At 53.7% G+C, this 16,599-nt stretch carries 20 protein-coding genes; 4 read left to right on the forward strand and 16 right to left on the reverse strand.

The features are described 5' to 3' along the window. Positions 1-8 precede the first annotated feature (8 nt). The 3 genes from DW350_RS08165 to dacB all read right to left on the reverse strand — a co-directional run bounded on the left by DW350_RS08165 (position 9) and on the right by dacB (position 3,848). Positions 9-989 carry a DUF3080 family protein gene (locus DW350_RS08165; RefSeq protein WP_115718388.1) on the reverse strand — a complete coding sequence of 327 codons (981 nt, stop codon included), beginning with the start codon at positions 987-989 and terminating at the stop codon, positions 9-11. Next, positions 986-2,350 (reverse strand): MATE family efflux transporter, encoded by a 1,365-nt coding sequence (locus tag DW350_RS08170; protein ID WP_115718389.1) that lies wholly within the window; start codon positions 2,348-2,350, stop codon positions 986-988. The genes DW350_RS08165 and DW350_RS08170 overlap by 4 nt, the downstream gene beginning before the upstream one ends. An 82-nt stretch (positions 2,351-2,432) precedes the next feature. Beyond that, positions 2,433-3,848, reverse strand: a complete 1,416-nt coding sequence (gene dacB, locus DW350_RS08175; protein ID WP_115718390.1) for a D-alanyl-D-alanine carboxypeptidase/D-alanyl-D-alanine endopeptidase — start codon at positions 3,846-3,848, stop codon at positions 2,433-2,435. Between the two features lie 68 nt (positions 3,849-3,916). Here dacB and DW350_RS08180 point away from each other — a divergent pair, with 68 nt between their 5' ends. The 3 genes from DW350_RS08180 to DW350_RS08190 are packed head-to-tail and all read left to right on the forward strand — an operon-like array spanning position 3,917 to position 5,545. Continuing rightward, the gene (locus tag DW350_RS08180) at positions 3,917-4,492 is read left to right on the forward strand and encodes a DNA-J related domain-containing protein (protein ID WP_115718391.1); all 576 of its coding nucleotides are present in this window, start codon (positions 3,917-3,919) and stop codon (positions 4,490-4,492) included. Next, positions 4,493-5,098, forward strand: coding sequence for a riboflavin synthase subunit alpha (locus DW350_RS08185; protein ID WP_115718392.1), 606 nt, complete (start codon positions 4,493-4,495; stop codon positions 5,096-5,098). 39 nt (positions 5,099-5,137) lie between these two features. Next, positions 5,138-5,545, forward strand: a complete 408-nt coding sequence (locus tag DW350_RS08190) for a hypothetical protein (RefSeq protein ID WP_115718393.1) — start codon at positions 5,138-5,140, stop codon at positions 5,543-5,545. Between the two features lie 19 nt (positions 5,546-5,564). On the opposite strand, the gene DW350_RS08195 is transcribed toward DW350_RS08190, so the two are convergent. The 9 genes from DW350_RS08195 to DW350_RS08235 all read right to left on the reverse strand — a co-directional run bounded on the left by DW350_RS08195 (position 5,565) and on the right by DW350_RS08235 (position 12,686). Then, positions 5,565-6,536 carry a Gfo/Idh/MocA family protein gene (locus DW350_RS08195; RefSeq protein ID WP_115718394.1) on the reverse strand — a complete coding sequence of 324 codons (972 nt, stop codon included), beginning with the start codon at positions 6,534-6,536 and terminating at the stop codon, positions 5,565-5,567. 59 nt (positions 6,537-6,595) lie between these two features. Next, complete coding sequence (locus DW350_RS08200) at positions 6,596-7,699, reverse strand: mechanosensitive ion channel family protein (RefSeq protein ID WP_115718395.1); 1,104 nt, start codon at positions 7,697-7,699, stop codon at positions 6,596-6,598. A 61-nt stretch (positions 7,700-7,760) separates the two neighbouring features. Then, positions 7,761-8,183, reverse strand: a complete 423-nt coding sequence (locus DW350_RS08205) for a CBS domain-containing protein (RefSeq protein WP_115718396.1) — start codon at positions 8,181-8,183, stop codon at positions 7,761-7,763. Positions 8,184-8,258: 75 nt separating this feature from the next. Next, complete coding sequence (locus DW350_RS08210; RefSeq protein ID WP_115718397.1) at positions 8,259-8,963, reverse strand: hypothetical protein; 705 nt, start codon at positions 8,961-8,963, stop codon at positions 8,259-8,261. Beyond that, complete coding sequence (locus tag DW350_RS08215) at positions 8,964-10,127, reverse strand: alpha-hydroxy acid oxidase (protein WP_115718398.1); 1,164 nt, start codon at positions 10,125-10,127, stop codon at positions 8,964-8,966. 97 nt (positions 10,128-10,224) lie between these two features. After that, complete coding sequence (locus DW350_RS08220; RefSeq protein WP_264296848.1) at positions 10,225-10,650, reverse strand: DUF2127 domain-containing protein; 426 nt, start codon at positions 10,648-10,650, stop codon at positions 10,225-10,227. Between the two features lie 178 nt (positions 10,651-10,828). After that, complete coding sequence (locus DW350_RS08225) at positions 10,829-11,524, reverse strand: aspartate/glutamate racemase family protein (RefSeq protein ID WP_115718400.1); 696 nt, start codon at positions 11,522-11,524, stop codon at positions 10,829-10,831. Continuing rightward, entirely contained in the window at positions 11,521-11,739 is a 219-nt protein-coding gene (locus DW350_RS08230; RefSeq protein ID WP_115718401.1) for a hypothetical protein, read from the reverse strand. The genes DW350_RS08225 and DW350_RS08230 overlap by 4 nt, the downstream gene beginning before the upstream one ends. A gap of 35 nt (positions 11,740-11,774) precedes the next feature. Next, a complete protein-coding gene (locus tag DW350_RS08235) occupies positions 11,775-12,686 on the reverse strand; it encodes a hypothetical protein (RefSeq protein WP_115718402.1) in 912 nt (303 codons plus the stop codon). Between the two features lie 124 nt (positions 12,687-12,810). Between DW350_RS08235 and DW350_RS08240 the strand changes: the two genes are divergently transcribed. Then, entirely contained in the window at positions 12,811-13,896 is a 1,086-nt protein-coding gene (locus tag DW350_RS08240; protein WP_115718403.1) for an FAD:protein FMN transferase, read from the forward strand. 12 nt (positions 13,897-13,908) lie between these two features. On the opposite strand, the gene DW350_RS08245 is transcribed toward DW350_RS08240, so the two are convergent. The 4 genes from DW350_RS08245 to DW350_RS08260 form a co-directional block, all read right to left on the reverse strand. Further along, a complete protein-coding gene (locus tag DW350_RS08245) occupies positions 13,909-14,655 on the reverse strand; it encodes an NUDIX domain-containing protein (RefSeq protein ID WP_115718404.1) in 747 nt (248 codons plus the stop codon). Between the two features lie 78 nt (positions 14,656-14,733). Next, complete coding sequence (locus tag DW350_RS08250; RefSeq protein ID WP_115718405.1) at positions 14,734-15,570, reverse strand: ADP-ribosylglycohydrolase family protein; 837 nt, start codon at positions 15,568-15,570, stop codon at positions 14,734-14,736. A gap of 41 nt (positions 15,571-15,611) precedes the next feature. Beyond that, positions 15,612-16,097 (reverse strand): tetratricopeptide repeat protein, encoded by a 486-nt coding sequence (locus DW350_RS08255; protein WP_115718406.1) that lies wholly within the window; start codon positions 16,095-16,097, stop codon positions 15,612-15,614. After that, complete coding sequence (locus DW350_RS08260; RefSeq protein WP_115718407.1) at positions 16,094-16,549, reverse strand: hypothetical protein; 456 nt, start codon at positions 16,547-16,549, stop codon at positions 16,094-16,096. The genes DW350_RS08255 and DW350_RS08260 overlap by 4 nt, the downstream gene beginning before the upstream one ends. Positions 16,550-16,599 lie beyond the last annotated feature (50 nt).

Consider the following 16,599-nt stretch of genomic DNA (forward strand, 5'->3'; position numbering starts at 1 on the left):
CCGTTGATCTACGGGCCCGGCGCTAGGCCGCAGCGGCCTAGCAGCTGTTGCCAGGCATGGGTATGGCGATGAAGGGCGGCCATAAATTGCCCGCTTAAACTGTCCGGTTGCTGGCTGGCCAAGAAGGCAATATTGGGGTCCTTGGGGTGTGGAAGATGGGCTATCAGCGGCCAGAGGCTGCCTTTTAAAGCGCGATCGGTAGCCACGAGTTGCCCTAAATAAGGCTGAACCTGCTTGCCGTAGTAGCTAAAGAAAAAGTCCCTAACCCGTTTGGCTTGGCTGCCAGGGTGGCCATGGATGCAAACGAGCTTGGGGCCTTGGCGTTTTATTAGCGTGGTAACGGCATTCAGGGAATGGATACCATCACTTAGCTGCTGATTGAGCCGAGCCAGAATACGGGAATTTTCAAAGTCGCCCAGTTCGTCTTCCAGCCGTGCCTGGCGTTTTTCATCGTCGCCCTTGAGAAGGGCGCTGATATCACTAAACAGGGTTTGGGCATTTTGGATGCCTGCAAACGCCTTGAGCGGTGCCCGGTCATGGCGCCAGTTGGCTCTAAAGGCTTCATCGTCGCTTACCAGTCGCCAAGCCACCAGCGGCAGGCTGGCCGATTTTTCGCTAACCAACTGTTGCACCAGCTGCTGAAGGCTTTCATCTTGCGGCTGGCAGGCCTTAAGCGCGGCTAAGAGTTTGACCTCATATAAAAAGCGCTGCGACGGTGGCGCGGTTTTGCCCAAAGGCGCATTGCGCTCGCTAATTAGCCCTAGCAGGTTGCAGTGGCGAAGGGCGTAAGCTTGTTTAACGTTAACGGTGACCTCTGGCACGGTTAGCGCCCACTGTCTGCCGCCGCCGTTGGCAAGCAGCGGTAAGCTAACCGCCGGCGCTTTAACGTCAAAAACGTTGGCTAATCGCTGCGGGTATTGGTTAAGCGGGCTCGGCGCTGGCGAACAGGCTGCGAGTAATAGCGCCAGTGCCAGGGCCAGCCATTTCATGCCACTATCTCAAGGGGAATTTGCGCCTGGGCGCGGCGCTGGTGCAGTACCCGTACCCTCAGAACCAGCATCACCGCCGCCGACGTTAGCCCGGCAATAAAGCCAATCCAAAACCCCGAAGCCCCCATCGCCGGGGTAACAAGGTTGGTCATGGCTAAGGTATAACCGGTGGGCAGGCCAATGACCCAGTAGGCGACAAAGGTAATAATAAACAAGGCCTTGGTATCCTTGTAACCCCGCAGCGCCCCACCTGCGACCACTTGGAAGGCATCCGGCAGCTGGTATATGGCAGCCAGCAAAATAAGGTGGCTGGCAAGCGCCAGTACCGCTAAGTCGTCGGAATAGAGTGTCACAATGTATTTGCTAAAAAGCACCGTGAGTACGCAGGTGGTGGCCGCCATGGCGACCCCCATAATAAATCCGCTATAACAGACGCGCCGCGCCGCATCCGGTTGGCCTTCGCCCATGGTATGGCCAATACGAATGGTAACCGCCAAGGCCAGGCTCATCGGGAACATAAAGACGATAGAGCTGAAATTAATGGCAATTTGATGCCCGGCCACCACCACGGCCCCAAGGGGAGCCAGCAGCAGCGCCACCACTGCAAACAAGGTCACTTCAAAGAAAAAGGCCAGTGCCATGGGAATGCCGATTTTGGCCAGATGCACTATGACCTTGAAGTCGGGTTTATACAGTTGCCGGTAAAGCCCCAGGTGCGTAAAGCGCTTGCTAAACACGGTATAGAGCCAAATGGCCGCCAGCATAAACCACATCACCAGTGCGGTGGCGAGGCCACAGCCGGCACCCCCTAACTTCGGTAACCCGAACAGGCCATGGATAAACACATAGTTCGCCGGAATGTTCACCAACAGCCCTAAAAAGCCAATCACCATGGTAGGAATAGTGTGGCTCATGCCTTCCACATAACTGCGCAAGCTGTTGTATAGCGCAAAGGCCGGTAGCCCCAGGCAGATAAAGTCGACATAGAGCCGGGTTTTATCGGCAAGGGCCGGGGCAACATCCATCACCTGTAGCACCCGTGGTGCCAGCGGCGCCAGGCAAAGGACCAAGAGGGTTATGCCCATCGCCAGCCAGGCACCTTGCTGGGTAATAGGGGCAATGGCCGCGTCGTCTTTGGCACCATGGTGATTGGCCACCATCGGCGTTAGCGCCATGCAGATGCCAAGAATAAACAGCGCCATCGGCCACCACAGGCTGGCACCTACCGCAACAGCGGCCATGTCATTGGCACTGACCTGGCCTGCCATCACGGTATCGACAAGGCTCATCAGCGTTTGTGCCAATTGGGCTATGAGGATAGGTATTGCAAGGCGAGTTAACCGCGCCATTTCCTTGAACATATCGACTGACTGACAACGCTTGAGACGAACCAGGCGCGCATTGTAAGTGATTGGCGGCGATAATGCCGCCAATTACAATAAATTAACCGGCGTGATAGAGGCTATCGAGCAGTTTGCGCTCGAACTCGGTCATGGTGCGGTCGGCCTGGTCGCTGTTGTCACCTAACGACAGGCTGGAGCTCATCAGTACAAACAGGTAGCGCTGGCCAGAGGCGGCGGTAAAAAAGCCGGCCAGGTTCATTGAGCCATTAAGGGTGCCGGTTTTGGCCTTAAGGTTACCGCGTAGCGGCGCTTTCATGACGCTGTGGCGGTATTTTAAGGTGCCGGTTTTACCGGCCAGTGGCAGGCCCTTGTAGGTCGCAAGCTCGGTGTGATGGCCAAGATACTTGAGCACGGCGGCCAGTTCTGCCGGGCTAACCAGGTTATCCCGTGACAAGCCTGAGCCATCGACCAAGGTTGCCGGTTTTAAGGTCAGGCCAATTTTCTTGGCAAGAATGTCTTTTACTTCCCGCACCCCTAGGGCAAAGGTACCGGGCAGGCCGGTTTTGCGGCCCAAGGTTTTCCCCAGGTTGTTGGCGTAGAGGTTATCTGACTCGGTGAGCATGTGCTCAATCAGCGCTGACAGCGGCGCCGAGTGGGTCACCGCTAAACGCTGCCACTGGCCACTGGCGTTATCTTGGCGGCGAATATCGCCAGCAAAGTGAATGTTGTAGCGCTTAAGTTCGTTCTTGATGGCAGCGGCAATGTAGGCCGCGGTGTCATTAACAGCGAAATTGAGCGGCCACACCGCCCGCTCGTTGGTGACGCAGCCATGCAGGTGGTAGTGGTTGCCTGGGCCGCGGTCGAGCTGCAATTCACACAAGTTTTGCTGCTGCTGGTCTTGGGTAACGGCAACCACGTCGTCGGTTACTGACACCGGTTGGAAAGAGGGCACGTAAAAGCGGGTTTTTTGGCCAGCCGCGCCGACACTGAGGCTGGCGGCTACGCAGTTGTGCTCAAAGGTCAGTGCCGACGACGGAGCGCTATAGCAAACACCCAGGTTGTCCCAGGGCCAGCCTGGGCCGCGCTCGTAACCGGCAAAGGCACTGCCATCGAGCAGAATGTCGCCGTCGATGGTATGAATGCCTTGGCCTTTTAAGGCTTGCAGTAAGGCACCAAGCTGGGCGCGGTTAAAATCGGGGGCACCGCTAAAAACCAGCCGTAAATCGCCTTGCCATTGGCCAGCGTGCAGTTGGCCGCGGCCGTCAATACGGGTATCGAAACGGTAGTTGTCACCCAGTTCCAGCTCGGCGGCCAGGGAGGTAAACAGTTTTTGGGTACTGGCCGGTGCCAGCAGTAACTGGCTGTTGTGCTCTATGCTCAAATGGCCTTTGTCTAAAGGCTCAACAATCAGTGCTACCTGGCTACCGGCAGGGCGATGGTTAATGATGCTTTGCCAGGTTGCGCCGACAGATGAAAAACTGAAAAGTAACAAAATAAAAGAAAGGCAATAACGCATGAAAAATGGTTCCTTTTTAGTGCCGGCTCATCATGCCACGTTAGCGCCTGTCATGGTAATGTGAGGCGATGGACAATCCCCTTAACAGCGACATACTGCACTTTTTGGCCGAGCACCCGGAAGGCATCAGTGAATACGATTTGCTGCGGGGCCTGGCCGAACACCCTTTTCTGGTGTCACTCGATTGTGGTGGCGACTTGGGGCTTTTTCGTCGCCATTTTGCCCTGATGAATGGCCTTTATGGGCTGCGCCAGCAGCTGTTTGAAGAAGGCTGGAGCCTGTTCATCAGCGCCCTGCATATCCGTTTAGTGCCCAGCAGCGGTAGTGGCGAAAGCCAGTGCTTGGCGCTTGACGACCCCTTAGCCAGCTATTACCTCGACTGGCAAGAATTCGACAACACCGGCGAAGACGAAGTCAAAGCCCTGTTAAACGGTTTTTGGACCCGCTTTGACGCCTTTGAGCACCAAGCCCAGGCCTTAAGCGATTTAGGGCTGGATGAAGATGCCGACTGGCGTATGATCAAGCGCCGTTATCGCAGCTTGGCCGCGCAGCATCACCCTGATAAGGGAGGCCGCAGCCAAGACTTTATTCGTATTCGCCGCGCCTTTGAACAACTGGCGCGGCTTCGAGGCAAAGGAGCCTGAATGTTTACCGGCATCGTGCAGGGTAAAGGCCAAGTGCTGGCTGTCACCGAAAAAAACGATTTTCGCACCCACGTGGTGCGCTTTCCCAGCGAGCTGCTGGGCGGCTTGGAACTGGGGGCGTCGGTTGCCCACAATGGTTGCTGCTTAACGGTAACTAAGGTTGAGGGTAGCGACGTGAGCTTTGACCTCATCAAAGAAACCTTAAAGGTCACCAATCTTGGCGCCTTACAGGTTGGCGACGAGGTTAACCTGGAGCGAGCTGCCCGTTTTGGCGACGAAATTGGTGGCCACAGTATGTCCGGTCATATTCATTGCCTGGCAACCTTGGCAGAGATCATTGAAACCCCAGACAACCGCATTTTGCGTTTTAGCCTGCCGAGCGCCTGGCGCAAATATGTGCTGCATAAGGGCTATATCGGTATCGACGGTATTTCGCTGACCGTTGGCACGCTTTTCGACGACGGTTTTGAGGTCAATCTCATTCCCGAAACCTTAGCGCGTACCACCCTTGGGCAAAAGCCGCTGAGAGCTGCTATCAATATAGAGATAGATCCCCAGACCCAAGCCATAGTGGACACCGTGGAACGGGTCTTGGCACAGCGTTAGATGCTGCGAAGGCAGCATCACGACACGGAGAGTGAAACGATGCTGTCTGCGACCCAAAGCACGACTTCTGCTACGGCGGCTTATTCCGCCACCGCCAGTACGGCTAATGCCATCTCTGCTTTTAACAGCAGCGATGACACCGATACTGACGCCACCAATACCGTAACCAATGACGACACTGCCAGCAGTGACAGCGATACTGATAGCACCATTGCCGAATTAACGGCGCGGGTGCGCCGGTTGGAACAACAGGCGCGGCTGCTGGAAGACCGCATCTCTGCGGTTGAGGCCCGTAACGACGACGCCTATTTGGCGCAGTTGCAATCAATGCAGGAGCAATTGGCCCAGATAAATGCCAATTTAATTGATGCCTACGCGCAACTGGCCGACCAGCTTAAACAGCAAGGGGAAAGTAGCAGCGGCAGCTTGCTATCAACCACCGCTTAAAGCGGCTTTTTTTAAAGCGTTAAGCCAGGCGGCCCAGGGCAAAAATACTGTCTACCACCTGCTGGTTGGCGATGGAGTCATCGAGCGACACGCCAGGCCGCTGTTCACCGCTAACCGCTTGGCAGAAGTTATCAACCATCGCCAAGTAATGGTCGCTGTTGCCGAAAAAGCGTGTTTCAAGGTGGCTGCTTTTTTCGGTGTACACATCAACGCGGGCACCATGGGGGCCATCCATGGGGTTAAAAGGCGCGTCCATTTCAATGCGGCCAAACTCGCCATGAAAGCTCATGCGCTGGCTGCGCTCTTGCTGGGTGCCGCAATAGAGGTTGGCGCGAGTGCCGTTAAAGTCGAGGTTGGCATCCACAAAGCGGTCAATGCCGTAGTCGGGATCTTGTTCAATATAGGCATCAATGAGCCTCGGCTGGCCCAAGGTCATGCGGCCCGCAATGATGGGGTAAACCCCAACGTCACGCAGGCCGCCGCCACCCATGTCGGGGTGGTTACGAAAGTCGCCGTCTTTTTTATTGAAATAGGTAAAGTGGCCGCTGACTTTATAAATGCGGCCCAGCTTGTTTTCAGCAAGCAGGCTTTTAACCCATTGCCATTGCGGGTGAAAGGCAATCATGAAAGCTTCCATCACCACCTTGCCGGCTTCGCTTGCCGCCGCTTTCACCGCTTCTATTTCTTCGGTTTTAAGTGCCATCGGCTTTTCCACCAGCACATGTTTACCGGCAGCAAGGGCTTTTAAGGTCCACTGCACATGTAAATGGCTGGGCAGCGGAATATAAACCGCATCAATCTCGGGGCTATCCAATAGCGCTTGGTAGCTGTCAAAAGCAAAACGCGCCCCTTGCTCGGCGACATAGCGCTGGGCGGTTTCAAGATCGCGGCTGGCCACCGCCATTAGCGTGCAGTGTTTGGATTTATGAATGGCTGGCAACACAAACTTGTGGCCAATTTTTGCCGTACTTAACACGCCAAAGCGCAACATGGCTAACTCCCCGTTGGTGGTATCTGCCCACCCTAACGGCGGGCTTATAGAAAATAAAGCTAAGCCGGGTTGGGCGGCGGGGTGTCTTTGCTGGGCGGCTCTTGGCCTTCGATGAAAAGCGTGCGGGTAGGGTAGGCGAAATCAATGCCTTCTTTGGCAAACAGCCGCACCATGGCGAGGTTAATTTGCTGGTGCGCATCCATATAGGCGATGTAGTCGGCTTTTTTTACCCAATACACCACTTCAAACTCGTAAGCACTGTCGCCAAAATTACAAAAATGCGCCCGGTCAAAACGCAGCACTTCTATGTTTTCAATGATGTTTTTAACCATGGTTGGCAGCTGTTCTAACTGCTCGGGCGGGGTTTGGTAGGTCACGCCAAACTGAAACAAAATACGCCGTTCGCGCATCCGTTTGTAGTTGCGGATCTCAAGGCCCAACAGCTTGTTGTTGGAAAAAACAATTTGCTCGCCAGAAAGGCTGCGAATACGGGTGGTTTTAAGGCCAATGCTCTCAACGGTGCCGCTTAAGGTTTCCACCACAATGAAATCGCCCAGCACAAAGGGCTTATCAACGACGATAGAAATCGAGGCAAACAGGTCACCCAGAATGTTTTGTACCGCCAAGCCCACGGCGATACCGCCCACGCCTAAACCGGCTACCAGCGCGGAAATATTGACCCCAAGGTTATCGAGGGTAAACAGCAATAGCAGTGTCCACACCACCATGGCGCCAAGAAAACGAAAGGCGGCAACATTGGTCATGGCGCCGGGGCTGGCTTGGTAGCGGCTGGATTTTTGGGTGCTTTCAACGGCGGCGTAAAGTGCCGCGGTTAGCCACAAGCCCAGTTGAATGAAGGCGCTAAAGACAGTGACGCCTCGCACCAGGTTTTCTACCCGCTGTGGAAATTGCAGGTAATGAAAGGAAAAGCTGATGGCAAACAGCAGCACCAGGGTAAAGCGGGTAGCGGCCAGTACTTTATAAACAATGCGGGCAAACTTGTTTTCAACATGGCCCATGGCACGGCCGACTTTTGATTTGAGCAGCCATTTAAGGCCCAGCACCGCCAAGACAATGAGCAGCGCCATGGTAAGCGCCGCTGCCCAATCGTAAAGCGGATTGCCGATAAAGTCGTGTTTTAAAAAGGCCAGTTTTTCGAACATGCTTGCTCCATCGCCCAATGGCTAAGTATTAAAGCTAATGTCCTGATGTTGCTGGGTAAAGTTAATCCATGGCCGCCAGTAAGTTTCGGCACAGCCGCACGAAATCAGACGAGGTCAAAATTCCCACCAGCTTGCCGTTATCGCTGACAACCGGCAGGCAGCCATGGCGGTGTTTTAAGAAGAAATCGGTGACCGCCAATAAGGGGGTGTCGGGGGTAACGGTGGCGCATTCGGTTTCCACCAATTCGGATACCGGGCTTTGCCCTTCGCGTCGCTCCAGGGCATTGGCGCCATAGGTGGCCAGCAGGTTAATGACGGTGGCTATCATGCGCTTTTGGGTCAACATGCCGACAAATTGCTCACCGTCCATGATGGGCAGGTGGCGAATGCCCTTGTCACGGGTCAGGCTGTGGGCGTCTTTAAGGGTGGCGTTAAAGGGCAGGGTAACCAAGTCTTTGGTCATAATATCAGCGGCGGTATGCATAAAGGCCTCCTTGAAAACCGGTATTGAAAAACGTTACAGCCTGGCTAGCGATGATCTAAAACAAGGCCGCTGGCATTAGCTGCTAAGACTGTAGCCACTCAAGATGGCGCTGCAAAGCAACAATATTGCCGCGCCGGTCAGTAACCATTGCGCGGCCAGGGTTTTGTGCGCTTTTAGTAAGGCAGCAAGCAGCAGGCACACTAGTGCTGCTGCCAGCGGCCAATAAAGGCTTGTGGCAGTTATGCCGTATTTATCGAGATGCCCGCCCCAAAGGCCAAGCCCCCACTGGCCGGCAATGAACAGCGTCAATGCCTGGCCGCCAGCCAGCCCCCATGCCCAGGCGCTTCCTTGCCAGCGATATAGACAAACCAGCCCCCAATACATCAGCGCCAGGCAGCACGCCAAGGCGAAGAGGTGCTGGGAGCGGTAGGGCGGTGCATAGAGGCTGTCATTAACGTTATCGCGCAGCTGGTAAAAGGCGCCATCAATCGTGGGGTAGAGCCAGGCGTTATAAAGCACCAAAGCCAGGGCCACAGTGGCAACGGCCAGCAAGTAGCGGCCTAAAATGGTTTTGGATTGTGGCTGGCTTAGCACCAATAGTGGCGCTGCCAGCATTAATGCCGGCAGCATTAATAGCGCGCTGCTAAAGCCCATGGGGCCACCGGTGTCGGTGCCGCTATTAAGGTTGGCAACACTAAACACCGTTAACAGCGCCGCTAATGCAAGGCCGGCTGATTTGGCTGTGGCCCGGGCGAAAGTGGCGAATGTTGTGTGTGGCATTTATTCGTAAGCGTCAAAAAAGCCTTTGGGAATAAGCAGGTTATGGCGGCCAACTTCGCTTAACTGCCGCTCGCCACAAAGCGCCATGGAAATATCTAACTCTTTTTGCATCACTTCTAAGGCTTTAGTGACCCCCGCTTCACCCATGGCGCCAAGGCCATAAATGTAAGCGCGACCCGCCATGCAGCCGTCGGCGCCAAGCGCCATGGCTTTTAAAATATCCTGGCCGGAGCGAATACCCGAGTCCATATAGACCTCGGTTCTACCGCCGACGGCGGCGAGAATGCTGGGCAGCATCCGAATAGACGACAAGGCACCGTCGAGCTGCCGGCCACCGTGGTTAGAGACAATAATGGCGTCAGCGCCAAAGTCGGCGGCGCGGCGGGCGTCGTCTTCGTCGAGAATGCCTTTAAGAATGAGTTTGCCGCCCCACATGTCACGGATGGCAGCAATTTTGTCCCAGTCGAGTTTGGGGTCGAACTGTTCAGCGGTCCAGCTGAATAACGAAGAAGCGTCGGTTACCCCTTTGGCGTGGCCGATGATGTTGCCAAAAAAGCGCCGCTTGGTTTTGAGCATTTCCATTCCCCAGCCCCACTTGGTGGCAAGGTCAATCATGTTGGGAATGGTCATTTTCGGCGGTGCCGACAAGCCGTTTTTTAAGTCTTTATGGCGCTGGCCCAGGATCTGTAAATCCAAGGTGAGCACCAGGGCTGAGCAGCCCGCCTTTTTGGCCCTTTCAATAACGGCGGCTAAAAATTCCTGGTCACGCATTACGTAAAGCTGGAACCAAAACGGGGCGCTGGTGTGGGCGGCTACGTCTTCAATAGAGCAAATCGACATGGTCGACAGGGTATAAGGTACGCCAAATTTTTCAGCGGCTTTCGCCGCTTTTATTTCGCCATCTGCGCGCTGCATGCCGGTTAACCCTACCGGGCTAAGAGCCAACGGCATCGCCACCTTTTGCCCTAATAGGCTGCCTTCGGTACTGCGCCCCGACATATCAACCGCCACCTTTTGTTTAAGGCGAATGCGGGTAAAGTCGGTGGTGTTTTCACGGAAGGTTTGTTCGGTATAACTGCCGGATTCGGCATAGTCATAGAACATTTTGGGAACGCGGCGATGATAAAGACGTTTCAGATCGTCAATACAGGTAATGACGGCCATGCGGACTTCCTTAGTGATGGCGAGACGAAAAAGGGCCACTAAGGCCCTTTGGGATAATACGGCTAGACTGCTCCTAACATCCTGTTAAGGCAAGTGTTTATGTCTTTATGGTTTTGTTAGCGGCCGGGTTTGCTTTGTTTTTACGACTTTCCCTTAGCACCCAAGCCATATAGGCCACCACCGTGATATTAATCAGCATCACCACCAAGGTAACCCCGTTGGGGTTGGTGACCATTTCAAAGAGTTCAAACGGCAGGTACACAGCGCCACTTAACAGCGCAAACCATTCGGTCCAGGTGTAGCTGCGCCATAAACCGTAGGCTTCAACAAAACGAATAAGGCCGTAAAGCACGGCCAGCAGTGCAACAATACCCACCCGAGACGGAGCAAACCAATCGCTGTGGTTAACCACAAAGGCATAAATAGGATTACTGTGGCTAAGGCCAATGCGGCTCAGTATACGCTCAATGTTTTCGGCTAGATGATCCCCAGCCAGTTGATGAAGCACCAGGGCGACAATCATGGCCAATATCCCCTTACTGGCCTCCAATAGCGCGACGGCGCGCAACCCCTTTTTAACGTCTGACATAATCAAAGAACTGGCAAATGGCATTGCAGTATAGACCGGACCCACAACCGGGCGAAGCGCCTTTTTATAACAAGTTGTGACCTGCCTAAAAGCTGTACAAGGTATTGCTGTTTTATTCAGCTAAAGCGCGGGCCACCGCTTGTTCGGTGTGAATGGCGGTGGTGTCAAAAAGCGGGGTTGGGGTATCGCTTTGGCTAAGCAGCAGGCCAATTTCTGTGCAACCTAAAATGACCCCTTCAGCACCATCGGCCACCAAGCTTGCAATGATGGCTAAAAAAGCGCGGCGCGATGCCTCTGAAATAACGCCAAGGCAAAGCTCGTTATAAATCACCTGGTGCACCAGGGCGCGCTGCTCGCTATTGGGGACCAGAACCTCAATGCCGTGGCGGTTTTGCAAGCGGCCCTTATAAAAATCCTGTTCCATGGTAAAGGCCGTGCCCAGCAAGCCAACCCGGCGGATATTGCGCGCTTTTAGCGCCGCGGCGGTGGCATCAGCAATGTGCAATAAGGGAATGCTTAGCGCCGCTTCAATCTCGGGGGCAACCTTGTGCATGGTGTTTGTGCCAATCAGTAAGAAGTCGGCGCCAGCGGCTTGTACCTTAACGGCAGCAGCTGCCAGGGCCTTGGCCGCGCTGTCCCAGTCGCCTTGGTGTTGGTAATGTTCAATTTCAGCAAAATCAACGCTGTAAAGGGCAATTTTGGCCGAGTGCAAACCGCCCTTGGCAGCCTTAACGCCTTCATTGAGCAGGCGATAATAGCTAAGGGTTGACTCCCAACTCATGCCGCCCAAAAGGCCGATGGTTTTCATTTGGCTTTCTCAGTCAGCACAGATTCCTGCTTTTTAAAAAGCAGGATCACTAAATACACCACCCCGGCCGCAGGCATGATAGACAGCACAAACCCCAGCACCGCCGCAAGCCAGGGGTATTTCACTTTGCCGCGGGCCAGCCAATAGCTAAGCACCGCCACCACCACGGCAAAAACGGCAATAAATTGGCCAAGCAATGTTATGTTGATGTCCATGTCTGTGTCCTCTTTAGCCTTAACGGTGGCGGCTTTTACTGTGATTTGAGCTTGATGGAGGTAACCATCTTTTCAAAGGCTGGCAAATAGGTGGCGCGGTCTTTTTCAGCGCTTTCACCAAGGGCCAGCGTATAGCCTTGCTGGTTAAAGGTCATTACCTGATAAACAAACATCGGTGCCTGCGATTTGTTGTCTTTGGCGGTGGCAAAGATTTGATAGCCCGCCTGGCCGGCCATGGTTACCGGCAACACCTTTTCAATATGAATATCGCCAAGGGTGGCAATAGAGTTGAGGTGGTTAACCGCCTCTTGTTTGGCATCGGCTACCTGATAATTTGCCGTGGTCGACAGCCCCACCATAAAGACCGGGTCGCTTTGGTTTTTACGCTGGTTTTCGCCGTTGGGCGTCAAAATAGCATTTTGGCCAATGGTCCAGGCAATTTTAAAGGGCGCTACCGGCTCAAGGCTAAAACCAAGGGCCTTGATGGGATCAGAGCCCTTGACGTAACGAATGGCCATTAAGGCTTTTTGCAGTTCGGTGCGCTGCTCGCCCGAGGTGTAGGTAGCAATCACCCCCAGCAGTTTGCCGTGATGATTAATGGCTAAAAACCACTTACGCACGGTTTTGTTGTTCACCGCCTGGGTAATATCCAGCAGCAAGCCCTGGTCGCTAGCGATGGTCACCGGGGTTTTTGACAATACCACCATGCCTTTGGCTTTTAATTGGGCTTTATCTGCAAAACCGGCAATGGCTTGCTGATAAGGGGCGGGCAGCTGCATCACCATAATGGCTTCGCCCAGCGCCTGGTTGGCAAAGCCGTTTAACCGGGCGGAAGGGGTAAAGCCGGGCGGCGGTGTTAAATCAACATCGGTGCCAGGTACCACTTGGGCATAGGCAAAAGCGAAGGGGAAAAGGGTCAGAACCAACAAAGACCAAGCTTTAATCATTGAGAATATTCCAAATACGGTTTACCGCGAGTTTTATGTATCAAGGCTATCAAGCAGTAGAGTCTTAAAAGGGCTGCTGATAGACTTTGCGCCAACTTTTGTTGGACGAAAAAGGCCATTTATCATGCCTATCCCTGCTCGATTCAAGGGCGCATTTCCTCGTAACCTGCTTCGTTTAAGCCTTAGCACCTGTGCTGGCGCCCTATTACTGAGCGGCTGTAGTAAGCCGCCGATGCTGGAAAAAGTGCAGGGTTTTGCCGAAGGCACCACCTACCATATCAGTTGGTGGTCTAAAAAACCGGTGCCAGTGGCAGATATCAAGGCGGGTTTTAATACCACCCTTGCGCAAATTGACAAAGAACTGTCCACCTACCGCAAAGATTCCTACATTTCCCGCTTTAACCAGAGCCATTCAACGGACTGGCAACCGGCGTCCAAAGACTTTATCGAACTGTTGGAAATAGCCAAAGACATCGAGCATAAAACGCAAGGCTGTTACGACCCCACCATTGGGCCACTGTTTGACCTTTGGGGCTTTCAAAACAATGTATTGCATGTGCCAACGCAGGCGCAAATTGATGCGGTGAAGGGCGATTTGGGCATGGACAAAATCAAGATTGACCCGGCCAAAATGCAGATCCGCAAAACCGTTGCCCAGCTGCAAATTGACTTGTCGTCCATGGGCGAGGGCTACACCATCGGTAAGTTAAGCCAAGTTCTAGAAGCCAACGGCATTAATAACTATTTAGTGGAATTTGGCGGCGACATGAAAATTAAGGGCCACAAGCCCAATGGTGATAAATGGCGCATTGCCATTGAAAAGCCGGTGATGGACAAGAAAAACGACAGCCCCGAGGTGTACAAGATTGTCACTATCAATGATGAAAAAGGGGTAACTCTTGATACTTCAGGCACTTACCACCACAACTTTGATGTGAACGGTAAGGAATACTCGCACATTCTTGACCCCCGCACTGGCGCCCCGGTAACGCACAACCTGGTGTCAGCCTCGGTGTTTGGCAGCGATCCTCGGGTTAGTGATGCCTGGGCTACTGCCATGCTTTGCCTTGGCCCACAAGAAGGCAAAGCGGTGGCCGCCAAAGAACATTTACCGGTGTTCTTTATCACCAATGACAACGGCAAGTTTGATAACGACCAAAGCGAAGCGCTGGCAACCTCAAAACGCGTGACCTTTGAAAAGAACGAATAAAAAAAGCCCCTGTTACAGGGGCTTTTTTGTAGCAAAGAAGGTTTCGTGTTTTTTATAAGGGCCGGTGTTATTCACCGGCTCTATTGGTTTAAGGCCATCGGTGCCCACCAGCTCTGCCACCATTTGCCGGTTAAAAGCGGCGTTGCGCGGGTCATTGACGAAGCTGTCTAGTGCCACCCAGCGGGCATCTAAGATCTCGCCACTGTCTTCAATGGCGATGTGCTCGGTTAGCGGTGTCATGCGGCAGATAAAGTAAATATTGGTGCGGCCAAACTGCACTGGCTGGCGAGAGGTAAAACCCAGCACCGCCTCAAAGCGGGTAGCAATGCCGGTTTCTTCGCGCACTTCCCGGATAATGGAGCTTTCAATTTTCTCGCCCAGCTCAATGTGGCCACCGGGCAGTTTGTAGCCTTGCATGCCGTGCTCTTGTACCACCAACAGTTGCTGCTGGGCATTTAGCACCAGCGCCCCGGCGCCTAAGGTATGGGTGGGAATAAAAGGCACAAATTCGGTGCTGGGCGCTTTATGAATTAAGGTAACTTCCTGCTCTTGGCAGTTATGAAACACAAAGCCTTGGGCAGTGGCTTCGCCCACCAAAAGGGCATGGCTTATGGGCAGGGTGAGCCAAATCAGGTTTTTCTGCTCGCCTCTGGCAAAGGCCAGCAACTCGGCAAGTTCAGCGCTAAATTGTGACGGGTTTTCGGGCAGGGCGTTAGGGTCAATAATAACGCCATTAAAATGGTCTAAAGCAAACTTCACAGCTTATCCCTTACGGCTAACGGCCACACCAGCTTACGCCTTTTATGCACCTTGTTACACCAAGCCTTTTGGCCGTTGTCAGGCTTTTAATGCCATCAATTGGCGGCTTAAGGCGGCCAGATAGTCGTGGCCAAAAGGGCCGGCTTCGAGGTTTTTTGCCAAAAAGGCGGGCAGGTCGGCTTGGTACTGGCCACTTTCGGAAGCAATGGCCAAGGCGAGGGCGGTAACGGTATCGACATCGCCCCCGAAATCCACTCCCATTAACAACAGCGCTGACAAGCTGTCGGCGTTTTTAAGTAGCGTCAGTACCGCATTAACGGTTTCCCAGGCGCTGCATGGCACTTCGCCGTGCCAGTTGTCGTCCCAAAAACCGCCGCCGTGCTGGCTAACAAAGGCGCTAAGCCCGGCTTTGTCGCCCCGCTGATACAGCATGTAATGGGCCGCCAAAGCAATCGCTTGGGCAGACTCAATAGCTTCCGGGGTGTCGTGGGTAACTTGTGCTTGCAGCTTGGCGTAGTGCAGCAAGGTTTCAATATCAGCCAGCACACCAAGGGGAGCGGCGCGCATGGCGGCGCCGTTACGACTGCTGTTGGGGTTAATCTGCTCAAGCAGCTCCTGGCCGTCGTTAACGCTATCAAGTAGCGCTTGAAAACCGCTGGAATACCCCAGGCGCCGGTCGCGCTTGTAGCAGGCCACAAAGTGGTTAGCGATATTGGTTTTGGTCCAGGGCGCTTTACTGATAAGCAGCTCGCTAATTGCCAGCGACATTTGGGTGTCGTCGGTATAACAGCCGGCCTTAATACCCAAACCGTGCTGCTGGTAGCCGGTTAACTTGTTGTGTTGGTCAATTTTTTCGCGGGGGGCAAATTCAAAACCGGCGCCGTAGGCATCGCCAATGGCTAAAGCCAATAACATGGCAGGTCCCTTTCTTAAACTCGATTAATTGCAAGCCTACCTTAACGGCGCTGAATAAGGTCTAAGTCTTCAGCGTAAAGGCTGATGGCACGGCCATAAGCGTTAATGCCGTCGTGACGGCTGATGGCAACGGTCAGTTTTAGCATCAGTGCCAGCGCTTCTTTGTGGCGGCCAAGGTTATAAAGGCAAATGGCGTAAAAAGGCTGCACTTCCAATGCCTCAGGAAAGTCTTGCAGCAGTGCTTCAAATAACGGCAATGCAGCCTGGTATTGCCCCAGACAGCGCAGGGTTGATGCCAGGCCAAACTGCGCTTCAAAACGGTCTTGGGGGGATAAATCCCCGGTCAGTGCCTGGCGGTAATGTTCAGCGGCGTTTAATTCTTGGCCTTGGTTATCGAAACTCCAGGCGATATGCAGGTGGGCAAGCGCGGCATCTGCGCCGGTTAATAGCGGGTAGAGCAGGGCGCGGCAGCCCTCAAAATCACCTTGGCGCCGCCGGGCGATGGCGTTATCAACTATTGATTTCACGGGTTATCAACCATGGCGCCTTTAATGGATTCAATCACGGTGTTTTGCAGCAAGTCGTTGGAACGGCCTTCCATGTCTTTACTGACCTCAGACTGCAAATCTTTGAGCTTTTGAATATAGGGCGACTTGGCCTTTTGTGTCATTAGGGAGCGGAGCTCTTTACCCGAAAAATAGTGCAGGTAAGCATCGGCAAGGTCTTGGTTCCACTCGCCTTGGTGCGCGGTAGTGGCTTTGTGCACCGAGGCCTTTAAGCGGGTAAAAGCGGCTTTGTCGCCAATGGCGGCAGACAGCTTTTTAAAGGTTGCGGTGCGGGCTGCAATGCCCATGGTGACGGTTTCAAAGTTATTGCCAAGGCCGGTTTTTTGCACAAAGGCTAAGGCGTCGTGCTGGTCGTTGGCAAAAGCGATACTGGGCAACAGTACCAAGCAAAGTAACAAGCATTTTTTAAGCATGGATCTCTTTTCTACTGCAAACTGCGGCGGCGCCGATGTGGAGCAATAGA

The organism is Gallaecimonas mangrovi (genome assembly GCF_003367375.1).
Taxonomy (GTDB): domain Bacteria; phylum Pseudomonadota; class Gammaproteobacteria; order Enterobacterales; family Gallaecimonadaceae; genus Gallaecimonas; species Gallaecimonas mangrovi.

Coding starts and splice junctions, on each gene's coding strand:
- DW350_RS08165 (WP_115718388.1), bottom strand. CDS start 989: ATGAAATGGCTGGCCCTGGCACTGGCGCTATTACTCGCAGCCTGTTCG.
- DW350_RS08170 (WP_115718389.1), bottom strand. CDS start 2,350: ATGTTCAAGGAAATGGCGCGGTTAACTCGCCTTGCAATACCTATCCTC.
- dacB (WP_115718390.1), bottom strand. CDS start 3,848: ATGCGTTATTGCCTTTCTTTTATTTTGTTACTTTTCAGTTTTTCATCT.
- DW350_RS08180 (WP_115718391.1), top strand. CDS start 3,917: ATGGACAATCCCCTTAACAGCGACATACTGCACTTTTTGGCCGAGCAC.
- DW350_RS08185 (WP_115718392.1), top strand. CDS start 4,493: ATGTTTACCGGCATCGTGCAGGGTAAAGGCCAAGTGCTGGCTGTCACC.
- DW350_RS08190 (WP_115718393.1), top strand. CDS start 5,138: ATGCTGTCTGCGACCCAAAGCACGACTTCTGCTACGGCGGCTTATTCC.
- DW350_RS08195 (WP_115718394.1), bottom strand. CDS start 6,536: ATGTTGCGCTTTGGCGTGTTAAGTACGGCAAAAATTGGCCACAAGTTT.
- DW350_RS08200 (WP_115718395.1), bottom strand. CDS start 7,699: ATGTTCGAAAAACTGGCCTTTTTAAAACACGACTTTATCGGCAATCCG.
- DW350_RS08205 (WP_115718396.1), bottom strand. CDS start 8,183: ATGCATACCGCCGCTGATATTATGACCAAAGACTTGGTTACCCTGCCC.
- DW350_RS08210 (WP_115718397.1), bottom strand. CDS start 8,963: ATGCCACACACAACATTCGCCACTTTCGCCCGGGCCACAGCCAAATCA.
- DW350_RS08215 (WP_115718398.1), bottom strand. CDS start 10,127: ATGGCCGTCATTACCTGTATTGACGATCTGAAACGTCTTTATCATCGC.
- DW350_RS08220 (WP_264296848.1), bottom strand. CDS start 10,650: ATGATTGTCGCCCTGGTGCTTCATCAACTGGCTGGGGATCATCTAGCC.
- DW350_RS08225 (WP_115718400.1), bottom strand. CDS start 11,524: ATGAAAACCATCGGCCTTTTGGGCGGCATGAGTTGGGAGTCAACCCTT.
- DW350_RS08230 (WP_115718401.1), bottom strand. CDS start 11,739: ATGGACATCAACATAACATTGCTTGGCCAATTTATTGCCGTTTTTGCC.
- DW350_RS08235 (WP_115718402.1), bottom strand. CDS start 12,686: ATGATTAAAGCTTGGTCTTTGTTGGTTCTGACCCTTTTCCCCTTCGCT.
- DW350_RS08240 (WP_115718403.1), top strand. CDS start 12,811: ATGCCTATCCCTGCTCGATTCAAGGGCGCATTTCCTCGTAACCTGCTT.
- DW350_RS08250 (WP_115718405.1), bottom strand. CDS start 15,570: ATGTTATTGGCTTTAGCCATTGGCGATGCCTACGGCGCCGGTTTTGAA.
- DW350_RS08260 (WP_115718407.1), bottom strand. CDS start 16,549: ATGCTTAAAAAATGCTTGTTACTTTGCTTGGTACTGTTGCCCAGTATC.